Source organism: Mycobacterium sp. Aquia_213, from assembly GCF_026625985.1.
Classification (GTDB): Bacteria; Actinomycetota; Actinomycetes; order Mycobacteriales; family Mycobacteriaceae; genus Mycobacterium.
Window position 1 is genome coordinate 928,543 of record NZ_CP113116.1, and the last position, 26,601, is coordinate 955,143.

Sequence of the window (26,601 nt, forward strand, 5' to 3'; positions counted from 1 at the left end):
ATCGCCGCCAAACACGCCGCCGCAGCACGTGCCAAATAACATCAAATCACCTAGCGTTCAACATGATTCGTTGATCTCAACGCGTGAACCACGCGGGATCTGAAGTCCACCACTCACCGGGACGCTATCCGCGCGAGCGCCGCAGCCGCGGGAGCACGGCCTGTGTGACCGCACGTTGTCCGGTCACGTTCACCTCGAATGAAGTCCGGCGCACCTCAGTTGGTGGGACGGCTTCCACTGGTCCGCTCACCGCTATCCGGGCATTGTTCACGACTGCATTGAGCTGCGTCGGTAACGAATTGGCAAGCGCGCTAATGTGTTCGGCATTTGTGATGTCGAGCAGTACCGGCGAAGTCCGGCGCGGATTCGTGGCGGCGATTGCCTTGCCATCTTGCTCCGTTCGGACGCCTGCGATGACGTCTGAGCCCTCCGCGGCCATTTGCATAGCGGTCGACTTTCCGATGGCTCGGGCTGCGCCAGTAATCAGTACGGAGGCAAGGTGTCTCAGCCTGCTGAGTGGCAGGGTTTTCCCGCTCTCACCAGGCGGCACCTTCTGGATAGAACTGACTCGCCCATCGTCGATACGCGTGGATCGGGCCATCCCCCTCAGCAATGGCCGGACGGCGCAGATACTTCTTGTTGATCCATACCGACTCATCTAGCTTGACTTGGTCGGCCAGCCCGCGCATAACGAACAGTCCGAACACTTTTTCGACGACACACCAGAACGCTTTGCCCACTGGGCTTCGGCCCCGTTTGCGCACGCTCACAAGCAGATGCTGGACCGTATCGCGTTCACCGACCGGAGTCGCCAAGCCGATGAACCGCATTGAGAAACCGAGTATGTCGACCTCGTCGACAAGGATGCCCAAACCGTCCATTCGAATGCACATCTTGACGTCAACACCAGACGTCCAGGGAGTCGGTTGGGTGTAGGTGTAGTCAACGCGCATTCGCGGGCCGTCATAAATTGGCGGCTCGACCAGTTGAGCATTCCGCAACTCATGCAGAGTACTGAGATGCGCGATGTCGATATTGTTCTCGATAAGTTCCTGCGGATGGCTGTGTACGTGCCGAACCGTGTGCCTCACATGGTGCCAGTCCGATTCATCGCCGCCCAGCGGCGTAATCTCCCACGGCACCTGTCCGGCGGGGCCATGCCACACGAAAACGGCACCGTGGATCTCGCGGACTTCGAGAAGACCCAGGCGCGCCGCAGGAGGCGGGGCACCCGACGGCGAGTACACACACGAACCTTTCACCGAGAACCGGAAGCCGTGAAACGGACAACGCAGCTCCTCGCCACACACCTCGCCGCCATGCCCCAGATGGGCACCCAGATGCGGGCAGTACGCCTCCACCGCGCACGCCGTTCCCGACTCCGTGCGATAGATGACAATCTCGCGATCCATGAACCGACGGGTCAACACCGCGCCCGCACGCAGCTCGTGACACAGCGCCACCGCATACCACCCGAACGGGAAAGGCGGAGGTGCATCGCAAAGCTGTCGCGTCTCTTGCAGCGACACCGTTTTCACCGCCGTGACGTCCGACTGAGTGATGGGATCGACCTGCGCCGCCGGCGAAGCACCAGTGTCGGCCCCGGTTGGGTACGGTTGCGGCCGGGTTTTGCCCGCCGTCACCAGGCTGCACCTTCTGGATAGAACTGACTCGCCCATCGTCGATACGCGTGGATCGGACCATCCCCCTCAGCAATTGCCGGACGGCGCAAATACTTCTTGTTAGTCCATACCGACTCATCTTGCTTGATTTGGTCGACCAGTCCGCGCAGGATGAACGGCCCGCTCATTTTTTCGACGCCACACCAGAACGCTTTGCCCACTGGGCTTCGGCCCCGTTTGCGCACGCTCACAAGGAGATACTGGATCGTGTCGCGTTCACCGACCGGAGTCCACAGGGCAAAAAACCGCAGCGAAAAACCGAATAGATCGGCCTCGTTGACAACGACGCCGAAACCGTCGATTCGAAAGCGTATTTCGACGTCAACACCAGAATTCCACGGAGTCAGCTGAGTGTAGGTGTAGTCAAGGCGCATTCGCGGGCCGTCAAAAATCGGTGGCTTGACCAGTTGAAAATTCCGGAACCCATGCAAGGCCCCAAAATGCATGATGTCGATATTATTTTCGGCAAGTTCCTGCGGGTGGCTGTGAACGTGCCGAACCGTGTGTCCCACCTTGCGCCACTCCGATTCATCGTCGGGCGCATCAATCTCCCACGGCACCTGTCCGGCGGGGCCGTGCCACACGAAAACGGCACCGTGGATCTCGCGGACTTCGAGAAGACCCAGGCGCGCCGCAGGAGGCGGGGCACCCGACGGCGAGTACACGCACGAACCTTTCACCGAGAACCGGAAGCCGTGAAACGGACAACGCAGCTCCTCGCCACACACCTCGCCGCCGTGCCCCAGATGGGCACCCAGATGCGGGCAGTACGCCTCCACCGCGCACGCCGTTCCCGACTCCGTGCGATAGACGACTATCTCGCGATCCATGAACTGACGGGTCAACACCGCACCCGCACGCAGCTCGTGACACAGCGCCACCGCGAACCACCCGAACGGGAAAGGCGGAGGCGCATCGCAAAGCAGTCGCGCCTCTTGCAGCGACACCGTTTTCACCGCCGTGACGTCCGACTGACTGACGGGATCGACCCGCCCCGCCGGCGAAGCACCAGTGTCGGCCCCGGTTGGGTACGGTTGCGGCCGGGTCTTGCTCGCCGTCACCAGGCTGCGTCTTCTGGATAAAACTGACTCACCCATCGTCGATAGGCGTGGATCGGACCATCACCGTCAGCAATAGCCGGACGGCGCAGATACTTCTTGTTAGTCCACACCGGGTCATCTTGGTTGATCTGGTTCATCAGTCCGCCCATAACGAACGGTCCGAGCACCATTTGGGCGCAACGCCAGAAGGCTTTGCCCGGGAGGCTTCGGCCTTGTTTGCGTATGCTCATCAACAGCAAATGGCTCGTATCGCGCTCAGCAACGAGTGTCGCCAAACCGACGAGCCGCAGCGTGAAGCCGAGTGTCTCCACCTCGGTAATGGCAAAGCCCAGACCATTCAGTCGAATGCGCAGTGTGACATCAACATCAGACCTCCACGGGGTCTTCTGTTTGAGCGCATAGTCAACGCCCAACCGTGGGCCGTCAAAAGTTGCGGGGCGAGAGACCTTAACTTTTCCGAACCCATGCAAAGCACTGAAATGCGTGATGTCGATGCTGTTTTCGAGGAGTTCCTGCGGATGGCTGTGAACGTTGCGAACCCTGTATCCCACTTTGCGCCACTCCGATTCATCGTCGGGCGCATCAATCTCCCATGGCACCTGCCCGGCGGGGCCGTGCCACACCAAGATCGCACCGTGGATCTCGCGGACTTCGAGAAGACCCAGGCGCGCCGCGGGAGGCGGAGCACCTGACGGTGAGTACACACACGAACCTTTCACCGAGAACCGGAAGCCGTGAAACGGACAACGCAGCTCTTCGCCACACACCTCGCCGCCGTGCCCCAGGTGGGCTCCCAGATGCGGGCAGTACGCCTCGGTGGCGCACACCGTTCCTGACTCCGTGCGATAGATGACAATCTCGCGATCCATGAACTGACGGGTCAAGACCGCGCCCGCACGCAGCTCGTGACACTGCGCCACCGCATACCACCCGAACGGGAAAGGCGGAGGTGCATCGCGAAGCAGTCGCGCCTCTTCCAGCGACAGTGATCTCGCCGCCGTGACGTCCGACTGAGTGACGGGATCGACGTGCGCCGCCGCGTCCTGAGCTTCGAAGGTTGTCAACGCATCCTCCTATAAGGACCTCCCGCAACGTGGTCCTCCGGATGTCGCTTCAGGCGCTACCGCCGTCCCGCATGGACCGGCGGCCGCCACCTGTGCCAGGCCACGACGCGATTGTCGGCAAGCCTAACCCGTGCCGGCTCAACAGGGGATACCTTTTCCTGCCTCTTCACCGACAACTGGCCCGCTTCTGCTCATTGCACCAAGTCCAATGAGCAGATACATGTCGGAGGCCGCGGCATTTAGCCGAAAACCTCAGGCGCCGCACGAGGTCCGTTGGTAGCCTCATCGACTGGGCACGTCTGCAATGATCTTGCTCGTGAATGCATTTGGCCGCTCTGTCGGTATCGACGTGGAGGTGCATCGGTGACGACCACCCCTCAACTGCCGTTTGTCCAGGAGTCACCACTCGATATCGCGCCTGAATTGCGCGCGATACAGCGAGGCACCATTCATCGGGTCCGCACTGCGACCGGCGACGAAGCCTGGCTAGTCCTCGATTATGCGCACGTGCGACAACTGCTCGATGACGAGCGTCTCGGCCGGGCGCATCCCGATCCCCAAAACGCCCCTCGCGTCTCCGAATCGCCATTGCTCGGAATCGTGATGGGCAACTTCGAGACCGAAGCGGCCGACCACGCCGTAATGCGGAACCTGCTGCAGCCCCATTTCTCGCCCAAACATCTGCGGGCGTTGGTCCCAAGGGTGGAGGAATTCACGACCGCGTTGCTGGACGAAATGGTAGAGCAAGGTCCCCCCGCTGATTTGCACTCGCAATTGGCGATGCCACTACCGATTCTGGTGATCTGTGAACTGCTCGGGGTGCCCTATTCCGATCGTGACCAATTCAGGCAGTGGACCGAGGATGTAGGCAACTTGGAGGATCGCACACGTTCCGAGCGGGGGATGGCAGAGCTGTTCGGCTACAGCATGAAGCTGGTCCAGCACAAACGCGCCCATCCCGACGACGACGTGATCTCCCGGCTCAGCGCCGCCGACGACCTCGACGACACTGGGGCCACCTTGCTGTCCTTCGCCTTGCTGTTCGCCGGCCACGAGACCACGGTGGTCCAGATCTCGTTGGGGACATTGATGTTGCTGGCGAACCGTGACCAGTGGTCCATGCTTCAGAACCAGCCAGCGCTGATCCCCAGAGCCGTCGAAGAACTAATGCGGGCATCGACAATGGGGGCCACCGTGGGCGGAATCCCCCGCTATGCGCGGTCCGATTTTGACTTCAATGGTGTCACGATCCACGCGGGAGACCTCGTGCTGCTGGACATCATTTCGGCCAACCACGACCCGACCGTGTTCGCCGACCCCGAGCAACTGACCATCACCCGCAACGAAGCAGCCCACCTCAGTTTTGGATTCGGCCCACACTATTGCGTCGGGGCCCAGTTGGCCCGTATCCAGTTGCAAACGGTTTTCACACAACTCATCCGACGCTTCCCGTCCATGCAATTGACCTGCGACCCTGCCGCAGTGCCCATGCGTCAAGACACGATTACTGGCGGCCTCGTTCAACTACCGGTGTCTTGGTAATGACTGCACCGAATTCTCTTTGCAGCCAAGGCAATCGAGGACATCGACCTGTATGCCGTGCGCTGGATGCATCACCGGGAGGCTAGCCATCCGGATCGGACGCTGATCGGGAAGGCTTAATGAGCTGCGAGACAGCAGCCGCGCGAGCATCACGGTCATCTCTGTTTTGGCCAGCTCTGCTCCGAGACACCGGTGCGGCCCCGGAATAAACGGCAGATACTCGTCGGTCCCTGGGATCCGGTAACCGGGTTCGGCCGGATCCCACCGCTGCGGCCGGAACGCCAGGGGTTCGGGCCAGGCTTCCGGCGACCGATGCGTGATATAAGGACTGAATATCAGTGTGCTGCCCTGTTTGACCCGCCTGCCGGCGAATTCGAAGTCTTGGGCAACATGGCGCAGCGACATCCCGGATGGCGAGTACAGTCGCAAGGTCTCGTGCACCACGCCGTTCAGATACGTCAGTCGCTTCAAATCCGCTGCTTCGGGCCGGCGGTCGCCGAGGACTTCACGAACCTCCGCCGCGGCGCGATCCCACACCCCCGGGCCGGTGAGCATTCCGTAGATTGCCCACGCCAGCACCGGATGCGTGGTCTCTTCCGCTTGGATCACGTTCACCACCTGATCGCGAATCTCCTTGTCGCTCAGTGGTTCTCCAGAGCCATCGGCTCCGTGCACCAGTGTGGCAAGGAAGGTGTTGTCTTCGTCGGCCCCATCCCGGCGCAGTCGATCGATCTCCGCGTACACCCGCGCGTCGATCTTGCGCATCCCGGCCATCGCCCGGCGCGACTGCGGCGTGGACAGCCGCCGCTTCAACAACGCGACCTGCGGCACGCCGCTTCTGGCGAGATCCAGCGAGTCTTGGATGTGCTCCGAAATGAACGGAGTATCTCTGGCCATCTCCCGACCGAATAACGAGTCAATGGTGCTGCGCCGTATCGCGGAGCGGAATGCCTGGAAGACCTCGATTCGCTGCCCGGGGCGCCACTGGTCGATGACGACGTCGGCGTTCTCCGCAATGACTGCCAGATGGCGCTCGATTTGGCGCCGGTGAAAGAGGGGCTGCAGGACTCGCCGCATACGCCGGTGGGCCGCCCCGTCGCTGACAATCAGCGCCGACTCACCACTCACTGGAATGAACGCCTGGAAAGCCTTACGCCAGCTGAACAATTCGGGATTCGCCAAAATGAACCGGTTGGCCTCCGGACCCAACAGAAAAGTAAAAGGGCCGACCACCGTGATCGATCCACGCCGGCGATACAGAGTCGACATCATTTCGGCGGGAAAAAACGTCAGGGTTCGATTGCGAAACTGCTCGACGGAGCGGGTGGCAGCAGGAGTACTAGCAGGAAGTGCGGACATCCAGCCTCCCTCGGCCGCCTGGCTAAACTCGCGTTTGAGAATAACCGGCGCATTGGTGTCCTGCACCGAGGAATCCGTTGACGAACTTGGGCGGCGACTCACTCGCAAGATACCCGTATTTGGCCTTCGAGCATTGGAATGGGGGCACTTGCCGGTGCGGGTGGGGTAGTTCGTTCGGGCCGGCTGTCCCTAATCTGCGGCCACACCGATCTCGGCCGCGCTGATGAGCCGGCGGGTGATGCGCCTCAGCTGGCAACGCAGCGTCTCGTCGTCGATGTCGGCCACCAAGGGGTGCACCACTCCGACCGCGATGGCGCCCGACATCATCGCCGCCAGCACCTCGCTGTCGTCGCCCGCGTCGCCCACGAGCACTCCGTAGAGGCGCTGGATAAATTGTTGAAACTGTTCCTGCTCGCCCAACAACCGGACGATAACGGGATCGAACTGCAGGGTGCTGGCCGCGCCGCGGCGTTCGACGGCCAGATCGATGACCCGGTCCAGCAGCAAGTCGCGTGCCCGCGGCGGATGATCCTCGGCCTCGGCGGCTTCCAAAGCCTCCTCCAAGTCCCCGAGTTCGCGTTCGGTGAGCGCGATGACGATCTGCTCTTTGGTGTTGAACTGGTGATAGACCGCCGCTTTGGTGACCCCTACCTCGTCGGCGATCATCTGCAAAGACGTGCCGCCCACACCGTGGTCCGCGATCAATTTCAGCGCTGCGTCCAGCACGCGCGTCTGTGCTGGGCTGCGTTTGACAGCGCTGAATCGGCGTCCGGCCGGCGGGGGAACCACACCCAGAGCCTAGCCGAACGGCTATTGACCTCAGGGTAGCCGATCGGCTAGTTTCGCTGACGAGCCGAACGTGGCCAAGTGGGTTCGTGCCGGAAGGAGTCAGGCAATGTCCGACATCGGCGAGAACACGGAAAGCCCCAGGCCTTCGTGGCCGTCGGCGCGGGGTACCGACGGTGAGGTGATCCTGCTGTGGACGCTGCCCGTCTTGCTGATTCTCTGGATCGCCGGCTTTTTGCTGTTTCCGGGCTTCAATCCGCCGATGTCACCCTCGATGTCGGCGGAGCAGGTTGCCGCGTTCTATCGGGATCCGGCCCACATCCCGCAGATCCGGTACAGCATGATCGTTTTCAACTGGTTCGGCGTGTGCCTGGTCCCGATCCTGGCCCTGATCGTGCTGCAGATCCGCCGAATGGCACATCGGACCCCGATCTTCTCCTACGCGATGCTCGGTTGTGCGGCCGGCGGCCCGGCGTTGTTTCTCATCGCCAACGTCTGCTGGCTGCTGGCCGCTTTCCGTCCCGAGCGGAGTCCGGAGCTGACTCAGCTGCTCAACGATTTCGGCTGGATCACCTTCACCATCCTGGTGCCCTTCCTGATCGGGCAGAGCGTGATCCTTGCCCTGGCAATCTATTTCGATGATCAGCCGCGCCCCGTGTTCCCCCGCTGGGTGGCCCACTTCAACCTTCTGGTGGCCGCAGCACTGGTGCCCGCATCCTTTGTCGGAGTGTCATTGACCGGGCCGTTGGCGTGGGACGGCTTCCTGTCGTTCTGGGTGAAAAATGTTGCGATCGCCGTCTGGATCGTCGTGATGGGCGTCGCATTGGGGCAAGCCATCTATCGCGAGCGCGCCGAGAACCGTGGGCGCCCAGATGAACTGGTCAACGCATGAGTGCGGTGATCACACCGCCGACGTCGCCGGCCACACCTCCCTCGGGGCCACTGCCACAGCGGATCGTCTGGCACCTATGCCACGGCCCCAAGCGCGAGCTGTGGCTGGCGTGGGCGATGCTCGTCGTTTTTTACAACCTCTTCTTTCCGGTGTTCTTCATCGTGGCGCAAGTTCAGCCTCCGCCGGAGCCCACCTGGGACCTCGCCACGCAGGTCCATTGGTTCCAGGAGCGCCATCTCGGCATACCTCTCGGTTTCGGTGTCATGTTCGCCATCAGCGGCGCGATCGCGACCAACAACGCCCTGATCGCATATTCGATGCGCCGTATGTCGGTCAGCCGCGCGTTCGGGTACTCGTATCTGATCATCTACTCGCTCAGTGCGATTCCCGGAATGCTGCTGCTGTGTATCGCGCTGATCGTCGGGACGTTGCGACCAGAACGCAACCCCGAACTGATCGGTTGGCTCTATGACTTCGCTTTCCTGTCCTTCGATGGAACTATGGGAGTCTTCCTGATCGGATCGTTGATCTGGATGGTCGCGATTCTGCTCGACAAGAATCGGGTGTTTCCGAAGTGGTTCGGTTATCTCAATCTGTGCAACGCGTTGACCGAGGTCGTCGTGGCGCCCTGCTGGATCTTCCGGCGTGGTGTGTTTGCCTGGGACGGTGAGATCGCTTGGTGGCTGGACATGGTCGTGTTCGGCATCTACCAAGTCACATTTGTTGTCATGCTGTATCGGATGATCCGTCGCGAGGACTTCGGCACCGGGCCGCTGCCGGACCTGCCGCGGAAAAAGGCTGTCGCGCAATGACCGATCTAGCCGACAAGGACAAACGCACCAGGTTCGTTCCCGGCCAGCCCGACATGTGGGCCTTCGTGTTGTTCGAGACACTGGTCTTCACAGGGTATTTCGGCTTCTACCTGTTTTCTCGAGCCCGAAATCCCGAGCTGTTCTTGCACTCCCAGGCGCACCTGGACCTGCGTATCGGCGTTTTCAACACCCTCGTCTTATTACTGAGTTCGTGGTCGGTGGCGCGGTGTGTTCAGTCGTCGCGCGCCGGTGAGTACCGGGCGGCGCTGCGAGACGTGTTCATCACGGCCGCGTTCGCCGCAGTCTTCCTCTGCGTCAAGGTGTTTGAGTGGGCGAGGCTGGTCGGTACGGGGAACGGCTTCGACAGCAACGACTTCTTCACCTACTACTTCTTTCTGACCGGGATCCACTTCGTTCACCTGTTGATCGGCTTCGTCGTCCTCGGCATCATCGTCTACCAACTCCGAAGTCCCGCGCGGCGCTCCCAGGAACTGGTCGAGACGTGCGCCACCTACTGGCACACCGTCGACTTCCTGTGGGTGCTCATCTTCGCGCTGCTGTACGTGGTGAGGTGAAGCGTGAGATTCAACAAGAGGCTGCTGGTGGTGTGGGTGATCCTGGCGTTGCTCACGCTCGGCTACCTGGTGATAGACCACTCGGTCGACGGGTCGCTGAAATCCAGTGCGGTGGTGACATCGAGCGTCATTGTGATCGCACTTATCAAGGTGCGCATCATCTTTCGCGAGTTCATGGAGGTGCGAAACGCCCCGGTCTTGCTCTGCCGGCTCACCGACGCCTGGGTGGTGGTGATGGCCGTGGCGATGCTCAGCTGTTATTTCGTCGGACTGCAGATCCGCTAGTACTCGCGAAGGAGTGGTTCAGCCCACGGGTGCGACCGCGTCTGCGGTCGTGAACGACAGGTGGAGTTCGCTCAGGCCCCGCAGGATATATGTGGGCTCGTAGGTGTAACGACGATCGGCTGCCGGCCCGTGGTGGGTTTCGTTGATTTCGATGCGCGGCATCCGATCCAGGATGCGTTCGATGGAAACCCGGCCCTCGACTCGGGCCAGCGGTCCGCCCGGGCAGGAGTGCACGCCGCGGGCAAAGGCCATGTGCTCGCGGACATTCTTGCGGCGGATGTCGAACTCGTGCGGGTGCTCGAATCGGCGCGGGTCGCGATTGGCCGCGCCCGGTAGCACCATCACAACGGTGCCCGGGGCGATATCGACGCCGCCTACGGAGGTGGCCCTGCGGGCCAACCGGCAGTCGCTCTTGACGGGGCTGTCCATGCGCAGGGATTCCTCGATGAACCCGGGAATCAGGCTGCGGTCGTCGCGAAGCTCCTGTTGTATATCGGGGCGGTCGCCAATGACCTGAAGTGCGGCGCTGAGCAGCTTGGCCGTGGTCTCCTGTCCGGCGGCGAAAAGGAACGTCGCCGAGCGAGAGATTTCGATGACCTCGGGAGTCGATCCGTCTGGGTATTTCGCTGTCGCGAGTGCGGTCAGCACGTCCTCGCGCGGATTGCTTCGGCGGTCCTCGATGTAGGAACAGAATTTGTCGTCGAGCCACTCCAACGGGTTGATGCCGACCGATTCGTGGTCAAGTGCCCCGACCCGGGCCCCGGGGCGGTCTGCTCCCAAGACGGAGCGGAACTCCTTGTGATCCTCCTCGGGAACTCCGAGCAGATCAGCGATCACCAAAGTGGCGAACGGCTTGGAATACTCGGCGATGAACTCGCACTCACCGGTGCTGAGGAACTCGTCGAGTTGGCGGTCGGCGAGGCGCCACATGAACTCCTCGTTGTGCTTCAGCCGGCTCGGCGTCAGCAGCCTGCTCAGCACCGACCGCGCCTTTGTATGGTCCGGCGGATCCATGGTGACCATGTGCTCGTTCATCGGAAACGAACCGCGGTGCTGCTCGATCAGCGGGCTGATGTCGTCACCTTCGACTTCGAACGGCAGTGGCGGGAACGGGCCCCCGAGCGCAACGATGTTGGAGAAGGTTTCCGGGTCCTTATAGACCTCGGTGGCTTCTGCGTAACCGGTAATCGCGACGACCCCATAGTGTGGCAACCGCAGCACCGGATTCTGGCTGCGCAGGTAGTCGAAGTACGGGTGCGGATCTGGGACCAGAGACTGATCGGTGAAGAAGTCGATCGACTCGTAGTTGCTCATCGGGTTGCGTCTCCCTGGGCTGGCTTACCGGTGATGTTCGGCGGGCACGCTTTATGGCCGCGCGATTTCGAAAATCTGCTGAGCACCTGCTTAGCATGGCAGTAATGTCATGGTCAAGGTCACAACGCCGGGCCGCGCTACGATTCCCGTGGTCGGCAGGTAAGCGTCGACAGGACGGAGAGCGGCATGACATCGGCCCGCAGGATCGGGGCTCCGGACGCCAAGAACCGTGGCCTGCTGCTCGACGCGGCCGAACAATTGATGATCGAAGAGGGCTACGCCGCCGTCACGTCGCGCCGTTTGGCGAACAAGGCGGGGTTGAAGCCTCAGCTGGTGCACTATTACTTCCGCACCATGGAGGAGCTGTTTCTCGAGGTTTTCCGCCGCCGCGGTGAAGAAGCGCTCGAGGTGCACGCGCAGCTGATGCAGTCGCCGCAGCCGCTGTGGGCGGTGTGGCGATTCGGCACCGATCCCGCATTCACGCGAATTTCCATGGAATTCATGGCGCTGGCCAATCACCGCAAGGAGATGCGGGCCGAAATCGCTTATTACGCAGAACGATTCCGCGAGGAACAACGCCAAGCGGTGACAATCGCGCTGCAGAAGTATGGCGTCGACCGCGCGGAGATGCCTCCAGCGGTGGTCACCGTGCTGATGTCGAGCCTGTCGAGATTCCTGGTGCTCGAGCAAGCGGTGGGGATTTCCGCCGGTCACGCCGAAACCGTGGAATTAGTCGAAAGTTACCTGCGTCGCCTGGAAGGCGAGCCGCAGCCGTTTGCGGGAGTACCGGAGGCCTGGGTGGTTCACCAGTTCCGCAACGAACAGAGCGCGCCCTTGGGGCCGCCGTTGGATACGACCACGGCCCCATCCACCGCCAGAACGCAGTGAAGCCCCGGCGCGCCGGGCTCCGTGCCCGTGCTCGCCACGACCATCGCGTAGTCGTCGGGGTCCGTCATGTCCAGATCGAAGGTCCACGGCTTGCCCGGGCCGAGATCGACATTGGCGTGTGGAGTGAACGAATACGGGTTGTGGCTGTAATCGGCGAATTTTGCCGGCTGGTGGTCCAAGTAATAGATGTCGGTGTAGATCGGATTCTCCGCGGTCACGGCGTACTTGACGTGGTGCATGACCACCGGGTCGGGGTCGGCATGGGCCCGCGGAGTGCTTACAGCCAAACCGGCGCCTATCAACAGCCCGGACATGGCCATTGCCGATCCGATGCCCACTAGTCTCTTCACGCTGGTATTCATGTCGCTCCTCCGGCGGCCGTGCCCGGCTTGGCATTTCGGTTCATCACCCGCTCTGCGGCCTGCCAGTGCGCGTCGGCAACCCACAGTCGTGCAAAGGATGCTATCGCCTCATCAGGCGAAACACCGCTGATTACTCGTTTTATCTCGGCGGCCGGCTGGCGGGCGAGCGAGGTGGCAATCGAACGCCAGCCCTCATCGAACGAGGCGCGCGGCAAGACCACGTCCACCAGCCCCATCCGCTCGGCCTCCGCGGCGTCAACGGTTTTTCCGCTGCCCGCCAAAAGAAGTGCTCTGCTTTTCCCGACCAGGGCGGCCAGCCTCTCTGCGCCGCCCCAGGCCGGCATGATTTCCAGTGTCACCTGGTTGAACGCGATCTTGACGTCGCTCGCGGCGACCCGGATGTCGGCGGCGACAGCAACTTCGGCGCCACCGCCAAAGGCGTGGCCGTTGAGCGCGGCGATCACCGGCGCGGGGAAGCTCGCCAGTTGGTCGCAGATCGAGCGCATCCGCTTCGCCATCGCCGCGGCTTCCTCTTCGGTGCGCAGCGCGGCGAGCTCCTTGAGGTCACCCCCCGACACGAAAGCCTTGTCTCCGGCGCCCCTGATCACCAGGGCTTGGGCACCGGCCGCAGCATCGAGCGCCTTCTCCAGCTGGTCCATGGTGTCGAGCGCGATCGCATTGCGCGCGTGGGGGCGGTCGATGGTGAGTACCGCCAACCCATTGTCGAGCTCCAAATCCAGCATGTGTCTTTGCTCCTCGAAGAGCCGTCGATATTGGCATTCTCGTGCGGCGAGAATAGCATCATCACTGCAGGCTGAACGGGTTCGTTCATCAAGGATTAGGGGTGGCCCAGTGCAGAACCGAATCGTCGTGGCGACCGCCGCGGTGCTCGCTGCGGCCGGCCTCGGAGGATGCACGTCGCGACCACCCACCCAACTCTCCGGCACGGCATCTGTGACCGTCAACGGCAACGACGCGAATTTCCACATCGTGAAGTGCAGTCAACGGGAATGGACTCGGACGATCGATATCGGTGGCAACTTTTCCGGCGCCAGTTTGATCATCGACGAAGGGGCGCAACCGGCGTCAGCCGAGTCGGTGCGCATTCGAAATCTGGGCGGGTTCAACGGGATGTACGCCCGGGGCGACGGCAGCGGTGCCGAGATGAGTATGAGTGGGGACAAATTCACCATCACCGGTACCGCCAACGGGTTCAAAACCGACAAGCCGAATGAAGCGGCTTCGGTGCCCTTCAAAATAATCGCCACCTGCTAATCGCCGCTTCGCCTTGATGGCGACGCGGCCGAGTGTCGTTCGCCACTGGGGGGCCACGTTGCGTCGATGACCGTCGAGAGAATAGTATTCTCACAAAACGCGAAGGAGGATTCCATGGGCCAGTTATCGCATCGTGTGGACGTTCCGTTTCCGATCTTTGACGCGGATAACCACCTCTACGAACCGCCGGAGGCGCTGACTAAGTTCCTGCCCAAGGAGTACAAGGACTACGTCCAGTACGTGCAGATCAATGGGCGCACCAAGATCGCGATCCGCGGCCAGATCAGCAACTACATTCCCAACCCGACCTTCGAGGTCGTCGCCCGGCCGGGTGCGTGGGAGGAGTACTTCAAGTACGGAAACCCGGACGGCAAGACCAAGCGCGAGCTGTTCGGCGAGCCGATGCGCGCGATCCCGGCGTTCTTCGAGCCCGGCCCGCGCCTGGAGAAGATGAACGAGCTGGGCCTGGACCGCACCCTGATGTTCCCGACGCTGGCCAGCCTCCTCGAGGAGCGGCTGTCGGACGACCCGGTTGCCATCCACGTCCTGGTCCATGCGCTGAACGAGTGGCTCGACGAGGTCTGGGGCTTCAACTACCAGAACCGCATCTTCACCACCCCGGTTATCACCCTGCCGATCGTCGACAAGGCGATCGAGGAGCTGGAGTGGGCGGTCAAGCGTGGTGCGCGCTGCATCCTGGTCCGCCCGGCTCCGGTTCCCGGCTTCCGCGGTCCGCGGTCGTTCGCGCTGCCCGAGTTCGACCCGTTCTGGGAGCGGGTCGTCGAGCACGACGTGCTGGTCGGCATGCACTCCAGCGACAGTGGCTACTCCCGGTACACCTCCGAGTGGGACGGTGCCAACGCAGAGATGCTGCCGTTCCAAACCAATGCGATGGGCATCCTCAACGAGTGGCGGCCTATCCAGGACTCGGTCGGGTCGTGGGTGATCCACGGTGCGCTCTACCGCCACCCGAAGCTGAAGGTCGCGATCGTCGAGGCCGGTTCGAAGTGGATGACCCCGCTGCTGGAGGGCCTGGCCGAGGTCTTCCGGAAGGCCCCGGAGGCGTTCCCGAGCGACCCCGTCGAGATGGTCAAGAACCGCATCCACGTCAGCCCGTTCTTCGAGGACGGCATCGACGATCTGGTCAACCTCGTCGGAGTGGACCAGGTGCTGTACGGCTCGGACTGGCCGCATCCCGAGGGGCTGGCGGAGCCGACCTATTACATCGAGGCGCTGTCGCACCTGTCCGCCGACGACCAGGCGAAGATCATGGGCGGTAACCTCGCCCGGCTTGTCACGGTGTGACAGGTACTGAACTGTGGGAGACCATCCCCGAGATGGTCTTGAGCGCGGCGGACCGCTTCGGCGATGCGGAAGCAATCGTCGACGGTCCGCTGCGTTTCACGTTCACTGAAGTAGTCGACCGAATCCGTTGCGCCGCAGGTGCATTCGCGGAGCTCGGTGTTGACAAGGGCGAGCGAGTCGCCCTCTGGGCACCCAACTCGGCGGAGTGGATCATCGCGGCGTTCGGGCTGCTCACCGCCGGCGGCGTGCTGGTGCCGGTCAACACACGGTTCAAGACGGAGGAAGCGGGCGACATCATCGCTCGCAGCGGGGTGAAGGCCGTCCTCGTTCAGAAGGGATTTCTGGGCCAGGACTACATCGCACCCGCGGGGACCCCGGTGATCGATCTGAAGTCCGACTTCCTTTCCAGCGGTGCGCCGTTCGAGCGGGCGGTGAGCGGCGCCGACATCTCGGACATCATCTTCACTTCGGGCACGACCGGCCGCCCGAAGGGCGCGATGATGAATCATCGCCAAACGCTGCGCATGTACGAGGAGTGGGCGACGCTCGCGGATCTGCGACGAGGCGACCGCTATTTGCAGATCAACCCGTACTTCCACACGTTCGGTCTGAAGGCTGGGCTCATCACGTCTTTCCTGCGCGGCGCGACGATGCTGCCGGTCGCCGTGTTCGACGTCGACACCGTGGTGGAACTCATTGCGCGCGAACACATCACGATGCTTCCCGGCCCACCCACTCTGTATCACTCGTTGCTGACGGTGGGGGACAAGTCCAAGCTGTCGACATTGCGGGCCGGCGTGACCGGTGCCGCCGATATCCCCGTCGAGTTGGTCCGTCGCATCCATGACGAGCTGCCGTTCCAGACGCTGATGACCGGCTACGGACTCACCGAGGCCGGCAATGTGACCCTGTCCCTGCCCGGCGATTCGTTCGAGGACGTCGCCACCACCGCGGGTGTTCCGTGTGAGGGGGTTGAGGTGAGCATCGCCGACGACGGCGAGGTGCTGGCCCGCGGCTACGGCGTCATGCAGGGTTACCTCGACGATCCCGCGGCCACCGCGCAAGCGATCGACGCCGACGGCTGGCTGCACACCGGAGACCTTGGCAACTTCACCGATGCGGGACGCCTGCGCATCGTCGGCCGCAAGAAGGACATGTTCATCGTCGGTGGCTTCAACGCCTACCCGGCCGAGATCGAGGGCTTCCTGCTCAGCCACCCGGCGGTCGCGCAGGCCGCGGTGATCGGCGTGCCTGACGAGCGGCTTGGGCAGGTGGGCAAGGCGTTCGTTGTCCTCAACGGTGCGGTCGGCGCCGACGAATTGATCGGCTGGTGCCGTGACCGGATGGCCGGATTCAAGGTGCCGCGCACGGTACAGTTCCTTGATTCACTTCCACTCAACGCGACGGGGAAGGTGATGAAGGACCAACTCCGATGAACAACGGCGATATTCACTCGATGGTGATTGCGTCGGACTATCGCGTTCCGGATCCCAGCCGGGTGTGGCCGCTGCTCGAGCGCAACAGGGCGGCCCTCTCCGATATCGGCGCGCACCATGTACTGGTCTACACCTCAACGCACGACTACGGCCGCGTACTGGTGATGATCGGTGTGCATAGTCGCGAGCCGATCGTGGAATTGCTGCGGTCACGGGTGTTCTTCAACTGGTTCGACGAGGCGGGTGTCGAGGACATTCCCGCGGTGTTCGCCGGAGAGATCATCGACAGGTTCGTCCCGGCGCCGCTGTCGAATCCCGCGGTGCCCGGAGTCGTGGTGGCCGCCATCGCGTCGGTCGAGGATGTGCCGGCGCTGACCGCGGGCGTCGACTCGGCGATGGAGAGGTTTACCGCGGCCGGCATCCGAAAGACGTGGGTATTCCAGGCTTTCGACGACAATCACGAGGTGATGATCCTGCAGGAATTTCCCGACGAAGAAAGCGCGCGGCAGTGGATCGAGCACCCGGATGCCGCCGCCCAGTGGATGTCGGGCGCGGGAGTCGGTCCTTACCCGCCGCTGTTCGTCGGCCAGTTCACCAACATCATGCGCATCGAGAGATAAGCGACGCGACCGCGCGATGTTCGTGTGCCTGTGTAACGGAGTCACCAGCCACACGGTGACTGACGCGGTCCAGGCCGGGGCATCGACGACCAAGGCCGTCGCCCACGCCTGTGGGGCCGGTGCGGACTGCGGTCGTTGTCGCCGCACCATTCAGGCAATACTCAAATCGACAAAGCCCGGTCTCGGGGCTTGAATCAGCGGCGCCTGCTGCCATCCGGCGACATCGGCCCAACGAGATCGACCAGTAGGGGCGGAATCTCCATGCGGGGCAAGACCACCTCGACGAGCACCATGCGATCCTGATGCCCCGCAGCCGCGGTCAGCGCGTCGTCGAGTTCCCCATAGGTTTGCGCGCGGAACGCGAGGTGATTGACCACGCCCAGCGCGTTGGGAATGTCGGTCCAACTCCAGCTGGCGATGTCGTTGTAGGGCGCCTTCTCTCCGTGGATCGCCCGTTCGACCGTGTAGCCGTCGTTGTTGACCACCACGATGACCGGGGAGAGTCCTTCGCGAAAGAACGTGCCGAGCTCCTGCACGGTCAGCTGCGCGGCACCGTCACCGATCAGCAACACCGCCCGTCGGTCCGGGTGCGCGACCGCCGCGCCCAGCGCCGCGGGCAACGTGTAACCGATTGAGCCCCAAAGGGGTTGGCCGATGAACGTGACTCCCTTGGGCAGCCGGTGGTCGGCCATACCGTAAAAGGAAGTGCCCTGATCGGCGAGTACGACGTTTCCGGGTGTGAGCGCGATGCACAGCCGGTCCCAGACCATCTCCTGGGTCAGGGCCTGATCGCGTGCGGGCGCGTTGGCTCCGGTTGCGGGCTGCCGGCCCGCCGGCGGCTCGACCGGTGGTGACGTGATCCCGCGCCCTGCCAGGATCTCTGCCAGCGCCCCGAGCGCGGCGCCCATTTCCATTGGCGCGAACACCTGGCCGGCCACGCTGCTCTGATACTGGCCGACGTCGATGGTCCGGGCCGAATCGATGTGCTGGCTGAAGAAGCCGCTGACCATGTCGGTGAACACCACGCCGGCGGTGACTAAAACGGGCGCGTCTTCGATCGCGGCCCGCACCTGCGGCGCGCTGGCCGCACCCGCATAGATCCCCAGGAAGTTGGGTGAGCTCTCGTCGCGCAGGCTCTTGCCCCACATCAGCGTGGCGTACGGCACCACGTCGGCGGTCAGCAATGCCTCGAGTTCTTTGACCGCCTGCAGACGATGCACCAACAGGTCGGCCAACACGGTCAACCGGTTGTCACCGATGAGTTCGCGGGCCGCGTCGATGAACATCGCCAGCGCGCGAGGGCTGGTACCGCCGGTGTAGCGGGGCAGCGGCGATTCGGGGGGTTCGGTGGGGAAGCGCGCCACATCGGTCGACATCAGTATGTAGCCCGGTCGCTTCTGCTCGCGCACCTCGGACAGCACCCGGTCGATCTCTCGGCATGCCGTTGCCGGCATGAGATTGGCTTGAGCACAGGTGATTTCGCGGCTGATACGGAAAAAGTGTTCGAAGTCGCCGTCGCCGAGCGAATGGTGCAACGCCCGTCTGGTGCCCTGGGCGTCTTTGGAGGGGCCGCCGACGATATGCACGACCGGCACGTGCTCGGCGTAACTGCCGGCGATCGCATTGGTCGCAGAGAGCTCACCCACTCCGAATGTCGTTACCACAGCGGCCATTCCGCGCAGCCGTCCATAGCCGTCGGCGGCGTAGCCGGCGTTCAACTCGTTGGCGTTGCCCACCCACCGAATTCTCGGATGCGCGACGATGTGGTCGAGGAATTCCAGGTTGTAGTCGCCGGGGACGCCGAAGATCTCGGAGACGCCAAGCTCGGCGAGACGGTCCAACAAGTAGTCACCGACGGTGTAGACGGAATCCGCGGGGCCGGCCCCCGCGTCTGGCGTGGTATCAGTCACGAAGTCGACGGTACGCTCGGTCGAAAGCGCTCCCGGCCGGACGCCGTTTCGCTATCGTGCGGGCCATGGCGATCAACGAAACCCGCGAAGTTGTTATCGAAGCCAGCCCCGAAGAGATCCTCGATGTCATCGCAGATCTGGAGTCGAATCCAGAATGGTCACCGCCACACCAGAGCGTTGAAATTCTCGAGCGCGACGCCAACGGGCGCCCCGCCAAGGTCAAGATGAAAGTCAAAGCCGCGGGTATCACCGACGAGCAGGTGATCGCTTACACCTGGGGCGACAACGAGGTGAGCTGGTCGCTGGTCAGCTCCGGTCAGCAGCGCTCACAGGATGCGTCCTACAAACTGACGCCGAAGGGTGACGCCACCAAGGTCACGTTCCAGCTCAGCGTCGACCCGGTCGTGCCGCTGCCCGGGTTCGTCTTGAAGCGCGCCATCAAAGGCACGGTCGATACCGGGACCGAGGGCCTGCGCAAGCGGGTGCTGCAGGTGAAGAAGGGCAAGTAGTCGCCGTGAGCGGGGGGCCCTTGGCCGGCATCAAAGTCATCGAACTCGGCGGCATCGGACCCGGGCCGCATGCAGGGATGGTGCTCGCCGACCTGGGTGCCGACGTGGTGCGGGTGCGCCGCCCCGGCGGCCTGACGATGCCGGCCGAGGACCGCGACCTGTTGCACCGGGGTAAGCGGATCGTCGACCTGGACGTCAAGACCCAGCCGGGCGCACTGCTGGAGCTCGCCGCCAAGGCCGATGTGCTGCTGGACTGCTTCCGCCCGGGCACGTGCGAGCGACTCGGCATCGGGCCCGACGACTGCGCGGCGGTCAACCCGCGGCTGATCTACGCCCGGATCACCGGCTGGGGGCAGGACGGACCGCTGGCCTCGACCGCGGGGCACGACATCAACTATCTATCGCAGACCGGCGCACTTTCGGCGCTGGGTTACGCCGACCGTCCGCCGATGCCACCGCTGAACCTGGTCGCCGATTTCGGCGGCGGTTCGATGCTGGTGCTAGTCGGTATCGCCGTCGCACTGTACGAACGGGAACGGTCGGACCGGGGTCAGGTGGTCGACGCGGCGATGGTCGACGGGGTCAGCGTGCTCGCCCAAATGATGTGGACCATGAAAGCAATTGGGAGCCTGCGCGATAAGCGCGAATCGTTTCTGCTGGACGGCGGCGCCCCGTTCTATCGCTGTTATGAGACCTCCGACGGCAAGTACATGGCCGTCGGTGCCATCGAGCCGCAGTTCTTCGCGGCGCTGCTGAGCGGGCTCGGTCTGTCGCCCGACGAGGTGCCGGGTCAGCTCGAAATCGGTTCGTACCAGCAGATGTACGACATCTTCGCGCAGCGGTTCGCCAGCCGGACGCGAGACGAGTGGACGCAGGTTTTCGCCGGCACCGACGCCTGTGTCACGCCGGTGCTCACGTGGAGCGAGGCCGCCACCGACGATCATCTGAACGCACGGTCGACGGTGATCACCGCCCATGGTGTCGAGCAGGCCGCTCCCGCTCCGCGTTTCTCCCGAACGCCGGCCGGGCCCGTCGGGCCGCCGCCGGCCGCCACCACGCCGATCGACGAAATCAACTGGTAGCGAATTAATTACCCCGAACACGTTCCGCGCCTGGTGCGGGGTTGCTAGGTTGAACTGAGTGGCTGTCAAGGCATCACGTGAATTCATAGTTGATGCGCCGCTCGACGTGGTCATGGGGGCGCTCGAGGATGTCAACGTGCTGGAATCCTGGTCGCCACTGCATAAACGGATAGAAGTGATCGACCGCTATCCCGATGGCCGGGCGCACCACGTGAAAACCACCATTCGGATTTTCGGCCTCGTCGACAAAGAGGTCCTGGAATATCACTGGGGCCCGGACTGGGTGGTGTATGACGCCAAAGGCACGCACCAACAGCACGGCCAGCACGTCGAGTACAACCTCAAGTCCGAAGGTCCCGACAAGACGCGGGTGCGGTTCGATATCACCGTCGAACCGGCCGGGCCCATTCCCGGATTCGTCGTCAGGCGCGCGATGCAAAACGTCCTCGACGCCTCGGTGAAGGGGCTGCGGAATCTGGTCGAGCGCGGCGGTTCGGATAAAGCACCGTAACTCTCGCTCCATTGCTAATTTGTAGGCAGTGGCCATACGCGCATCGTCGGAAATCGTCATTGAGGCGCCCCCGGAAGTAATCATGGAGGCGCTGGCCGACATGGACGCCGTGCCCTCATGGTCTCCGTTGCACAAGCGGGTCGAAGTAGTCGACCGATATCCCGACGGCCTGCCGCGCCACGTGAAGATGACGATCAGGGTGAGCGGCATCGCCGACACCGAAATGGTCGAATACCACTGGGGTCCCGACTGGATGGTGTGGGATGCGCAGAAGACCGCCCAGCAACACGCTCAGCATGGCGAATACAACCTGCAACGTGAGGGCGACGACAAGACCCGGGTGCGATTCAGTCTCACGATCGAGCTCAGGGCGCCGCTGCCCGGATTCTGGGTGAAGTCAGCCGGCAGCAAAGTTCTCTACGCCGCGCTGGAAGGCCTGCGAAAGCGCGTGATGGGGGACGGGGATTCTAACCAAGCTTAAGTGCGGACAGTCTTCTGATCGCCTCGTCGAGAGTGTCGTCACGCTTGCAGAAAGTGAAGCGCACCAAGTGATTCCACAGATCGGCATGCGGCGCCGCCGGATCGCAGAACGCTGACATCGGAATAGCGGCCACGCCAACCTTTTCCGGTAATGCCGCGCAGAACTGCGTGCTGTCGTCGAAGCCGAGTGGGCGTGGGTCGGCGCAGAGGAAATAGCTGCCGCTGCTGTCGTGCACCGCGAAGCCGATGTCGGCGAGGCCCGCGGCCAGCCGGTCGCGCCTGGCCTGCAGCGAGCGCCGCAGTTCGTCCACCCAGGCATCCTCGGTGTCCAGCGCCAGGGCGACCGCGGGCTGGAACGGCGCACCGCCGACGTAGCTCAGATACTGTTTGGCGGCTCGCAACCCGGCGATGAGTTCTGCTGGGCCGCAAGCCCACCCGATTTTCCAGCCGGTGCAGTTGAACATCTTGGCCGCACTGGAGATCGTGATGGTGCGTTCGGCCATACCGTCGAAACCGGCCAGCGGCAGGTGGCGATGGCCGTCGAACACCAGGTGCTCGTACACTTCGTCGGTAATCACCAAAAGATCGGCCGCCACTGCGATCTCGGCGACGGCCTCCAGTTCGGTCGCGCTCAGCACGGCGCCGGTGGGGTTGTGCGGCGAGTTGATGATGAGTGCTCGGGTCGCCGGAGTCACCGCTCGCCGCAGCGCGTCGATGTCCAGCGCGAAGCCGCGGCCGTCGGAAACCATCGGTACGGCGACACGGTGGGCGCCGGCCATCGCGACCACCGGCGAGTAGGAGTCGTAAAACGGCTCGATCAACAGCACCTCCGAGCCGGGCTCGACCAGGCCGATGACCGCCGACGCGATGGCCTCGGTGGCCCCGACCGTCACCAGCACTTCGGTGTCGGGGTCGTACACAATGCCGAAATGCCGCTGTCGCTGTGCCGCGATGGCCTGGCGCAGCGGCGCGATGCCGATCCCCGGCGGGTACTGGTTGGCGCCGTCGGCGATCGCATCTTGCGCGGCCTTCAGCAGTGCCGGGGGTCCGTCTTCGTCGGGAAAGCCCTGACCTAGGTTCACCGCGCCGATGCGCGCGGCCAGTGCCGACATTTCGGCGAACACCGTGGTCGCGTAGGGCCGCAATCGCGACACCGTCATGGTCGTCGAGCTTAGGCGGGGCCGCCGAGTATGCAGCCCGCCGACCTCGATCGTGAAACTAACTTCACGCTCGGGAGTGAGCGTGCAACTAACTTCACGCTCGGCCCCGGCTGTGACTGCAGCGTCGGTTTCGAGCTGCCTTGACCAGCTGGGCGACCGCCCAACCAACAGGTTGGCCGGGAGTCCCTGTTAGGGTGCACATAGACGGACCCGAAAACCCATTTGTGAAGAGGAAGTCGACATGTCCGAAGAAGCCTTCATCTATGAGGCCATCCGCACACCACGCGGGAAACAACGCAACGGATCGCTGAACGAGGTCAAGCCAGTCAACCTGGTGGTCGGCCTGGTCGAGGAGCTCCGCAGGCGCAACCCCGACCTGGACGAGAACCTGATCAGCGACCTGATCCTCGGCGTCGTCTCCCCGGTCGGTGACCAGGGCGGTGACATCGCTCGCACCGCGGCGTTGGTGGCCGGGCTGCCAGAGACGACCGGCGGCGTGCAGCTCAACCGCTTCTGCGCCTCGGGCCTGGAAGCCGTCAACACCGCCGCGCAGAAGGTGCGCTCCGGCTGGGACGACCTGGTGCTGGCCGGCGGTGTCGAGTCCATGAGCCGCGTACCGATGGGCTCCGACGGCGGCGCCTGGGCGACCGATCCGGAGACCAATTACCGCATCGGCTTCGTGCCGCAGGGCATCGGCGCCGACCTGATCGCCACCATCGAGGGCTTCTCCCGCGAAGACGTCGACACCTACGCGGCCCGTTCGCAGGAGAAGGCCGCCGAAGCCTGGTCGGGCGGTTACTTCGCCAAGTCGGTGGTGCCGGTGCGTGACCAGAACGGTCTGGTCATCCTCGACCACGACGAGCACATGCGCCCCGGGTCGACTGTGGAGAGCCTGGGCAAGCTGAAGACCGCGTTCGACGGTGTCGGCGAGATGGGCGGCTTCGACGACGTGGCGCTGCAGAAGTACCACTACGTCGAAAAGATCAACCACGTCCACACCGGCGGTAACAGCTCCGGCATCGTCGACGGCGCCGCACTGGTGCTGGTCGGTTCGGAAGCGGCCGGCAAGTCGCAGGGCCTGACCCCGCGGGCGCGGATCGTGGCCACCGCCACCAGCGGCGCGGACCCGGTGATCATGCTCACCGGTCCTACCCCTGCGACCCGCAAGGTGCTCGACCGCGCCGGCCTGACGCTGGACGACATCGACCTGATCGAACTCAACGAGGCGTTCGCGTCGGTGGTGCTGAAGTTCCAGAAGGACCTCAACATCCCGGACGAGAAGCTCAACGTCAACGGTGGCGCCATCGCGATGGGCCACCCGCTGGGCGCCACCGGCGCCATGATCACCGGCACCATGGTCGACGAGCTCGAGCGCCGCAACGCGCGGCGCGCGCTGATCACACTGTGCATCGGTGGCGGCATGGGTGTCGCGACCATCATTGAGAGGGTTTAAGACCATGGCAGAGAACACCATTCAGTGGGACAAGGATGGCGACGGCATCGTCACCCTGACACTTGACGACCCCACCGGCTCGGCCAACGTGATGAACGAGCACTACGCCGAGTCCATGCATAACGCCGTGGAACGCCTTGTCGCAGAAAAGGATTCGGTTACCGGCGTGGTCATCACCAGCGCGAAGAAGACCTTCTTCGCCGGCGGTGACCTCAAGGGCATGATCCAGCTCGGCCCGGAGAACGCCGGCGAGGCGTTCGACACCGTCGAATCGGTCAAGCGTGACCTGCGCGCCCTGGAGACCCTCGGCAAGCCGGTGGTAGCCGCGATCAACGGCGCCGCGCTCGGCGGCGGCCTGGAGATCACGCTCGCCTGTCACCACCGCATTGCCGCCGACGTCAAGGGCCTCGTGGTCGGCTTCCCCGAGGTGACGCTGGGCTTGTTGCCCGGCGGTGGCGGGGTGACCCGCACCGTGCGGATGTTCGGCATCCAGAACGCCTTCATGAACATCCTCTCGCAGGGCACCCGGTTCAAGCCCGCGCAAGCCAAGGAGAACGGGCTTGTCGACGAACTCGTCGGCTCGGTCGAGGACCTGGTGCCCGCCGCCAAGGCGTGGATCAAGGCCAACCCCGACTCGCACACCCAGCCGTGGGATGCCAAGGGCTACAAGATGCCTGGCGGCACCCCGTCCAGCCCGGCCCTGGCCGGCATCCTGCCGTCGTTCCCGGCGCTGCTGAAGAAGCAGCTCAAGGGCGCGCCGATGCCGGCGCCGCGGGCCATCCTGGACGCGGCCGTCGAGGGTGCGCAGGTGGACTTCGACACCGCCAGCCGCATCGAGAGCCGGTATTTCACCCAGCTGGTCACCGGCCAGGTCGCCAAGAACATGATCCAGGCGTTCTTCTTCGACCTGCAGGCCATCAACGCCGGTAAGTCACGGCCCGATGGCATCGAGCCGGTCAAGATCAACAAGATCGGCGTGCTCGGGGCGGGCATGATGGGCGCGGGCATCGCGTACGTCTCGGCCAAGGCCGGCTACGACGTGGTGCTCAAGGACGTCAGCATCGAGGCCGCCGACAAGGGCAAGAACTACTCGGAAAAGCTTGAGGCCAAAGCACTTCAGCGGGGCAAGACCACCGAGGAGAAGAGCAAGGCGCTGCTGGCCCGCATTACGCCGTCCGCCAACCCCGCCGACTTCAAGGGCGTCGACTTCGTGATCGAGGCGGTCTTCGAAAGCCAGGACCTCAAGCACCAGGTATTCCAGGAGATCGAGGACATCGTCGAGCCCAACGCGCTGCTGGGGTCGAACACCTCGACGCTCCCGATCACCGGTCTGGCGACCGGGGTGAAGCGCCAGGAAGACTTCATCGGGATCCACTTCTTCTCGCCGGTCGACAAGATGCCGCTGGTCGAAATCATCAAGGGCGAGAAGACTTCTGATGAGGCGCTGGCCCGGGTGTTCGACTACACGCTTGCTATCGGCAAGACCCCGATCGTTGTCAACGACAGCCGCGGGTTCTTCACCAGCCGCGTCATCGGCACGTTCGTGAACGAGGCGCTGGCGATGCTCGGCGAGGGCGTGGAGCCGGCCAGCATCGAGCACGCTGGTTCGCAGGCCGGCTACCCGGCGCCGCCGCTGCAGCTGTCCGACGAGCTCAACCTGGAGCTGATGCACAAGATCGCCGTCGCCAGCCGTAAGGGCGTCGAGGACGCCGGCGGCACCTACGAGCCGCATCCCGCCGAGGCGGTGGTCGAGAAGATGATCGAGCTCGGCCGGCCCAGCCGGCTCAAGGGCGCGGGCTTCTACGAGTACGTCGACGGCAAGCGCACCAGTCTGTGGCCGGGCTTGCGGGAGACGTTCAAGTCCGGTGCCTCACAGCCCCCGCTGCAGGACATGATCGACCGGATGCTGTTCGCCGAGGCGCTGGAAACCCAGAAATGTCTTGACGAGAACGTGCTGATGACGACCGCCGACGCCAACATCGGCTCGATCATGGGCATCGGGTTCCCGCCGTACACCGGTGGTAGCGCGCAATTCATCGTCGGCTACCAGGGCGCGGGCGGTACGGGCAAGGACGCCTTCGTGGCCCGGGCCCGCGAGCTGGCGGCTAAGTACGGCGACCGCTTCCTGCCGCCGGATTCGTTGACGTAGCGGGCCCTAAACCCCAACCGCCACTTGTGTTCTGGTGGGGGATTGGTGGACTGTTTGCCCGCCTCTCAGCGACAACGCTCGGCGATGGT

At 63.5% G+C, this 26,601-nt stretch carries 28 protein-coding genes; 17 read left to right on the forward strand and 11 right to left on the reverse strand.

From position 1 onward, the window contains the following. Nucleotides 1–124: 124 nt before the first annotated feature. The 4 genes from LMQ14_RS04535 to LMQ14_RS04550 are packed head-to-tail and all read right to left on the reverse strand — an operon-like array spanning nucleotide 125 to nucleotide 3,807. The gene (locus LMQ14_RS04535; RefSeq protein ID WP_324291105.1) at nucleotides 125–601 is read right to left on the reverse strand and encodes an SDR family oxidoreductase; all 477 of its coding nucleotides are present in this window, start codon (nucleotides 599–601) and stop codon (nucleotides 125–127) included. Next, nucleotides 537–1,643 carry a Rieske 2Fe-2S domain-containing protein gene (locus LMQ14_RS04540; RefSeq protein ID WP_267733633.1) on the reverse strand — a complete coding sequence of 369 codons (1,107 nt, stop codon included), beginning with the start codon at nucleotides 1,641–1,643 and terminating at the stop codon, nucleotides 537–539. Before LMQ14_RS04540 ends, LMQ14_RS04535 begins: the two co-directional genes overlap by 65 nt. Further along, complete coding sequence (locus LMQ14_RS04545) at nucleotides 1,640–2,743, reverse strand: Rieske 2Fe-2S domain-containing protein (RefSeq protein ID WP_267733634.1); 1,104 nt, start codon at nucleotides 2,741–2,743, stop codon at nucleotides 1,640–1,642. The genes LMQ14_RS04540 and LMQ14_RS04545 overlap by 4 nt, the downstream gene beginning before the upstream one ends. Beyond that, entirely contained in the window at nucleotides 2,740–3,807 is a 1,068-nt protein-coding gene (locus tag LMQ14_RS04550) for a Rieske 2Fe-2S domain-containing protein (RefSeq protein WP_267733635.1), read from the reverse strand. Before LMQ14_RS04550 ends, LMQ14_RS04545 begins: the two co-directional genes overlap by 4 nt. Before the next feature lie 363 nt (nucleotides 3,808–4,170). Here LMQ14_RS04550 and LMQ14_RS04555 point away from each other — a divergent pair, with 363 nt between their 5' ends. Then, nucleotides 4,171–5,349, forward strand: a complete 1,179-nt coding sequence (locus LMQ14_RS04555; RefSeq protein WP_267733636.1) for a cytochrome P450 — start codon at nucleotides 4,171–4,173, stop codon at nucleotides 5,347–5,349. Here the strand turns inward: LMQ14_RS04555 and LMQ14_RS04560 are convergent. Next, nucleotides 5,332–6,642, reverse strand: coding sequence for a cytochrome P450 (locus tag LMQ14_RS04560; protein WP_420714659.1), 1,311 nt, complete (start codon nucleotides 6,640–6,642; stop codon nucleotides 5,332–5,334). The two genes, LMQ14_RS04555 and LMQ14_RS04560, sit on opposite strands and share 18 nt — an antisense overlap. 255 nt (nucleotides 6,643–6,897) lie before the next feature. Continuing rightward, nucleotides 6,898–7,431: a TetR/AcrR family transcriptional regulator gene (locus LMQ14_RS04565; protein ID WP_267735345.1), complete on the reverse strand. Its 534-nt coding sequence runs from the start codon at nucleotides 7,429–7,431 to the stop codon at nucleotides 6,898–6,900. 172 nt (nucleotides 7,432–7,603) lie between these two features. Here LMQ14_RS04565 and LMQ14_RS04570 point away from each other — a divergent pair, with 172 nt between their 5' ends. From LMQ14_RS04570 to LMQ14_RS04585, 4 genes are read left to right on the forward strand one after another with little or no spacing between them, the layout of a single operon-like run. Beyond that, nucleotides 7,604–8,386 carry a hypothetical protein gene (locus LMQ14_RS04570; RefSeq protein ID WP_267733638.1) on the forward strand — a complete coding sequence of 261 codons (783 nt, stop codon included), beginning with the start codon at nucleotides 7,604–7,606 and terminating at the stop codon, nucleotides 8,384–8,386. Continuing rightward, nucleotides 8,383–9,198 (forward strand): hypothetical protein, encoded by an 816-nt coding sequence (locus LMQ14_RS04575; RefSeq protein ID WP_267733639.1) that lies wholly within the window; start codon nucleotides 8,383–8,385, stop codon nucleotides 9,196–9,198. The genes LMQ14_RS04570 and LMQ14_RS04575 overlap by 4 nt, the downstream gene beginning before the upstream one ends. Continuing rightward, nucleotides 9,195–9,773 (forward strand): cytochrome c oxidase subunit 3 family protein, encoded by a 579-nt coding sequence (locus LMQ14_RS04580; protein ID WP_267733640.1) that lies wholly within the window; start codon nucleotides 9,195–9,197, stop codon nucleotides 9,771–9,773. Before LMQ14_RS04575 ends, LMQ14_RS04580 begins: the two co-directional genes overlap by 4 nt. A 3-nt stretch (nucleotides 9,774–9,776) precedes the next feature. Then, nucleotides 9,777–10,058: a cytochrome C oxidase subunit IV family protein gene (locus LMQ14_RS04585; protein ID WP_267733641.1), complete on the forward strand. Its 282-nt coding sequence runs from the start codon at nucleotides 9,777–9,779 to the stop codon at nucleotides 10,056–10,058. Between the two features lie 18 nt (nucleotides 10,059–10,076). On the opposite strand, the gene LMQ14_RS04590 is transcribed toward LMQ14_RS04585, so the two are convergent. Continuing rightward, nucleotides 10,077–11,372: a cytochrome P450 gene (locus LMQ14_RS04590; RefSeq protein ID WP_267733642.1), complete on the reverse strand. Its 1,296-nt coding sequence runs from the start codon at nucleotides 11,370–11,372 to the stop codon at nucleotides 10,077–10,079. Between the two features lie 186 nt (nucleotides 11,373–11,558). Here LMQ14_RS04590 and LMQ14_RS04595 point away from each other — a divergent pair, with 186 nt between their 5' ends. Continuing rightward, nucleotides 11,559–12,260 carry a TetR/AcrR family transcriptional regulator gene (locus LMQ14_RS04595; protein ID WP_267733643.1) on the forward strand — a complete coding sequence of 234 codons (702 nt, stop codon included), beginning with the start codon at nucleotides 11,559–11,561 and terminating at the stop codon, nucleotides 12,258–12,260. Here LMQ14_RS04595 and LMQ14_RS04600 read toward each other — a convergent pair. Together LMQ14_RS04600 and LMQ14_RS04605 are read right to left on the reverse strand one after the other, a co-directional pair. Then, nucleotides 12,176–12,565 (reverse strand): hypothetical protein, encoded by a 390-nt coding sequence (locus LMQ14_RS04600; protein WP_267735346.1) that lies wholly within the window; start codon nucleotides 12,563–12,565, stop codon nucleotides 12,176–12,178. The genes LMQ14_RS04595 and LMQ14_RS04600 overlap by 85 nt on opposite strands. 53 nt (nucleotides 12,566–12,618) lie before the next feature. After that, nucleotides 12,619–13,365, reverse strand: coding sequence for an enoyl-CoA hydratase/isomerase family protein (locus tag LMQ14_RS04605; protein WP_267733644.1), 747 nt, complete (start codon nucleotides 13,363–13,365; stop codon nucleotides 12,619–12,621). A 109-nt stretch (nucleotides 13,366–13,474) separates the two neighbouring features. On the opposite strand from LMQ14_RS04605, the gene LMQ14_RS04610 reads away from it, so the two are divergent. From LMQ14_RS04610 to LMQ14_RS04630, 5 genes are all read left to right on the forward strand, one after another. Further along, on the forward strand, nucleotides 13,475–13,897 hold the full coding sequence (locus LMQ14_RS04610; RefSeq protein ID WP_267733645.1) for a lipoprotein LpqH: 423 nt from the start codon (nucleotides 13,475–13,477) through the stop codon (nucleotides 13,895–13,897). Nucleotides 13,898–14,011: 114 nt separating this feature from the next. After that, entirely contained in the window at nucleotides 14,012–15,202 is a 1,191-nt protein-coding gene (locus tag LMQ14_RS04615) for an amidohydrolase family protein (RefSeq protein WP_267733646.1), read from the forward strand. Between the two features lie 32 nt (nucleotides 15,203–15,234). Further along, entirely contained in the window at nucleotides 15,235–16,638 is a 1,404-nt protein-coding gene (locus LMQ14_RS04620) for a FadD3 family acyl-CoA ligase (RefSeq protein WP_267735347.1), read from the forward strand. Beyond that, nucleotides 16,635–17,258, forward strand: coding sequence for a fatty-acid--CoA ligase (locus LMQ14_RS04625; protein WP_267733647.1), 624 nt, complete (start codon nucleotides 16,635–16,637; stop codon nucleotides 17,256–17,258). The genes LMQ14_RS04620 and LMQ14_RS04625 overlap by 4 nt, the downstream gene beginning before the upstream one ends. A gap of 16 nt (nucleotides 17,259–17,274) precedes the next feature. After that, nucleotides 17,275–17,451: a (2Fe-2S)-binding protein gene (locus LMQ14_RS04630; protein WP_267733648.1), complete on the forward strand. Its 177-nt coding sequence runs from the start codon at nucleotides 17,275–17,277 to the stop codon at nucleotides 17,449–17,451. A gap of 1 nt (nucleotide 17,452) precedes the next feature. Here LMQ14_RS04630 and LMQ14_RS04635 read toward each other — a convergent pair whose 3' ends face one another. Continuing rightward, complete coding sequence (locus LMQ14_RS04635) at nucleotides 17,453–19,168, reverse strand: alpha-keto acid decarboxylase family protein (RefSeq protein WP_267733649.1); 1,716 nt, start codon at nucleotides 19,166–19,168, stop codon at nucleotides 17,453–17,455. Between the two features lie 65 nt (nucleotides 19,169–19,233). Between LMQ14_RS04635 and LMQ14_RS04640 the strand changes: the two genes are divergently transcribed. Genes LMQ14_RS04640 through LMQ14_RS04655 form a run of 4 tightly spaced genes read left to right on the forward strand, consistent with a single transcriptional unit; the run spans nucleotide 19,234 to nucleotide 21,751 of the window. Beyond that, complete coding sequence (locus LMQ14_RS04640) at nucleotides 19,234–19,677, forward strand: SRPBCC family protein (protein WP_267733650.1); 444 nt, start codon at nucleotides 19,234–19,236, stop codon at nucleotides 19,675–19,677. Between the two features lie 5 nt (nucleotides 19,678–19,682). Continuing rightward, a complete protein-coding gene (locus LMQ14_RS04645; RefSeq protein WP_267733651.1) occupies nucleotides 19,683–20,759 on the forward strand; it encodes a CaiB/BaiF CoA transferase family protein in 1,077 nt (358 codons plus the stop codon). Nucleotides 20,760–20,817: 58 nt separating this feature from the next. Then, entirely contained in the window at nucleotides 20,818–21,270 is a 453-nt protein-coding gene (locus LMQ14_RS04650) for an SRPBCC family protein (protein WP_267733652.1), read from the forward strand. Nucleotides 21,271–21,298: 28 nt separating this feature from the next. Continuing rightward, a complete protein-coding gene (locus tag LMQ14_RS04655) occupies nucleotides 21,299–21,751 on the forward strand; it encodes an SRPBCC family protein (RefSeq protein ID WP_267733653.1) in 453 nt (150 codons plus the stop codon). Here LMQ14_RS04655 and LMQ14_RS04660 read toward each other — a convergent pair. Then, entirely contained in the window at nucleotides 21,738–22,910 is a 1,173-nt protein-coding gene (locus LMQ14_RS04660) for a pyridoxal phosphate-dependent aminotransferase (RefSeq protein ID WP_267733654.1), read from the reverse strand. The two genes, LMQ14_RS04655 and LMQ14_RS04660, sit on opposite strands and share 14 nt — an antisense overlap. A 241-nt stretch (nucleotides 22,911–23,151) precedes the next feature. Here LMQ14_RS04660 and LMQ14_RS04665 point away from each other — a divergent pair, with 241 nt between their 5' ends. Continuing rightward, nucleotides 23,152–24,363, forward strand: a complete 1,212-nt coding sequence (locus tag LMQ14_RS04665; protein WP_267733655.1) for an acetyl-CoA C-acetyltransferase — start codon at nucleotides 23,152–23,154, stop codon at nucleotides 24,361–24,363. Between the two features lie 4 nt (nucleotides 24,364–24,367). Continuing rightward, a complete protein-coding gene (locus LMQ14_RS04670; RefSeq protein WP_267733656.1) occupies nucleotides 24,368–26,512 on the forward strand; it encodes a 3-hydroxyacyl-CoA dehydrogenase NAD-binding domain-containing protein in 2,145 nt (714 codons plus the stop codon). The last annotated feature ends 89 nt before the right edge of the window (nucleotides 26,513–26,601 follow it).

Excerpts from the sequence above, each read along its gene's own strand:
- LMQ14_RS04535 (WP_324291105.1), bottom strand. The coding sequence starts at position 601 with ATGGCCCGATCCACGCGTATCGACGATGGGCGAGTCAGTTCTATCCAG.
- LMQ14_RS04570 (WP_267733638.1), top strand. The coding sequence starts at position 7,604 with ATGTCCGACATCGGCGAGAACACGGAAAGCCCCAGGCCTTCGTGGCCG.
- LMQ14_RS04575 (WP_267733639.1), top strand. The coding sequence starts at position 8,383 with ATGAGTGCGGTGATCACACCGCCGACGTCGCCGGCCACACCTCCCTCG.
- LMQ14_RS04580 (WP_267733640.1), top strand. The coding sequence starts at position 9,195 with ATGACCGATCTAGCCGACAAGGACAAACGCACCAGGTTCGTTCCCGGC.
- LMQ14_RS04590 (WP_267733642.1), bottom strand. The coding sequence starts at position 11,372 with ATGAGCAACTACGAGTCGATCGACTTCTTCACCGATCAGTCTCTGGTC.
- LMQ14_RS04595 (WP_267733643.1), top strand. The coding sequence starts at position 11,559 with ATGACATCGGCCCGCAGGATCGGGGCTCCGGACGCCAAGAACCGTGGC.
- LMQ14_RS04605 (WP_267733644.1), bottom strand. The coding sequence starts at position 13,365 with ATGCTGGATTTGGAGCTCGACAATGGGTTGGCGGTACTCACCATCGAC.
- LMQ14_RS04615 (WP_267733646.1), top strand. The coding sequence starts at position 14,012 with ATGGGCCAGTTATCGCATCGTGTGGACGTTCCGTTTCCGATCTTTGAC.
- LMQ14_RS04620 (WP_267735347.1), top strand. The coding sequence starts at position 15,235 with ATGGTCTTGAGCGCGGCGGACCGCTTCGGCGATGCGGAAGCAATCGTC.
- LMQ14_RS04625 (WP_267733647.1), top strand. The coding sequence starts at position 16,635 with ATGAACAACGGCGATATTCACTCGATGGTGATTGCGTCGGACTATCGC.
- LMQ14_RS04630 (WP_267733648.1), top strand. The coding sequence starts at position 17,275 with ATGTTCGTGTGCCTGTGTAACGGAGTCACCAGCCACACGGTGACTGAC.
- LMQ14_RS04640 (WP_267733650.1), top strand. The coding sequence starts at position 19,234 with ATGGCGATCAACGAAACCCGCGAAGTTGTTATCGAAGCCAGCCCCGAA.
- LMQ14_RS04660 (WP_267733654.1), bottom strand. The coding sequence starts at position 22,910 with ATGACGGTGTCGCGATTGCGGCCCTACGCGACCACGGTGTTCGCCGAA.
- LMQ14_RS04665 (WP_267733655.1), top strand. The coding sequence starts at position 23,152 with ATGTCCGAAGAAGCCTTCATCTATGAGGCCATCCGCACACCACGCGGG.
- LMQ14_RS04670 (WP_267733656.1), top strand. The coding sequence starts at position 24,368 with ATGGCAGAGAACACCATTCAGTGGGACAAGGATGGCGACGGCATCGTC.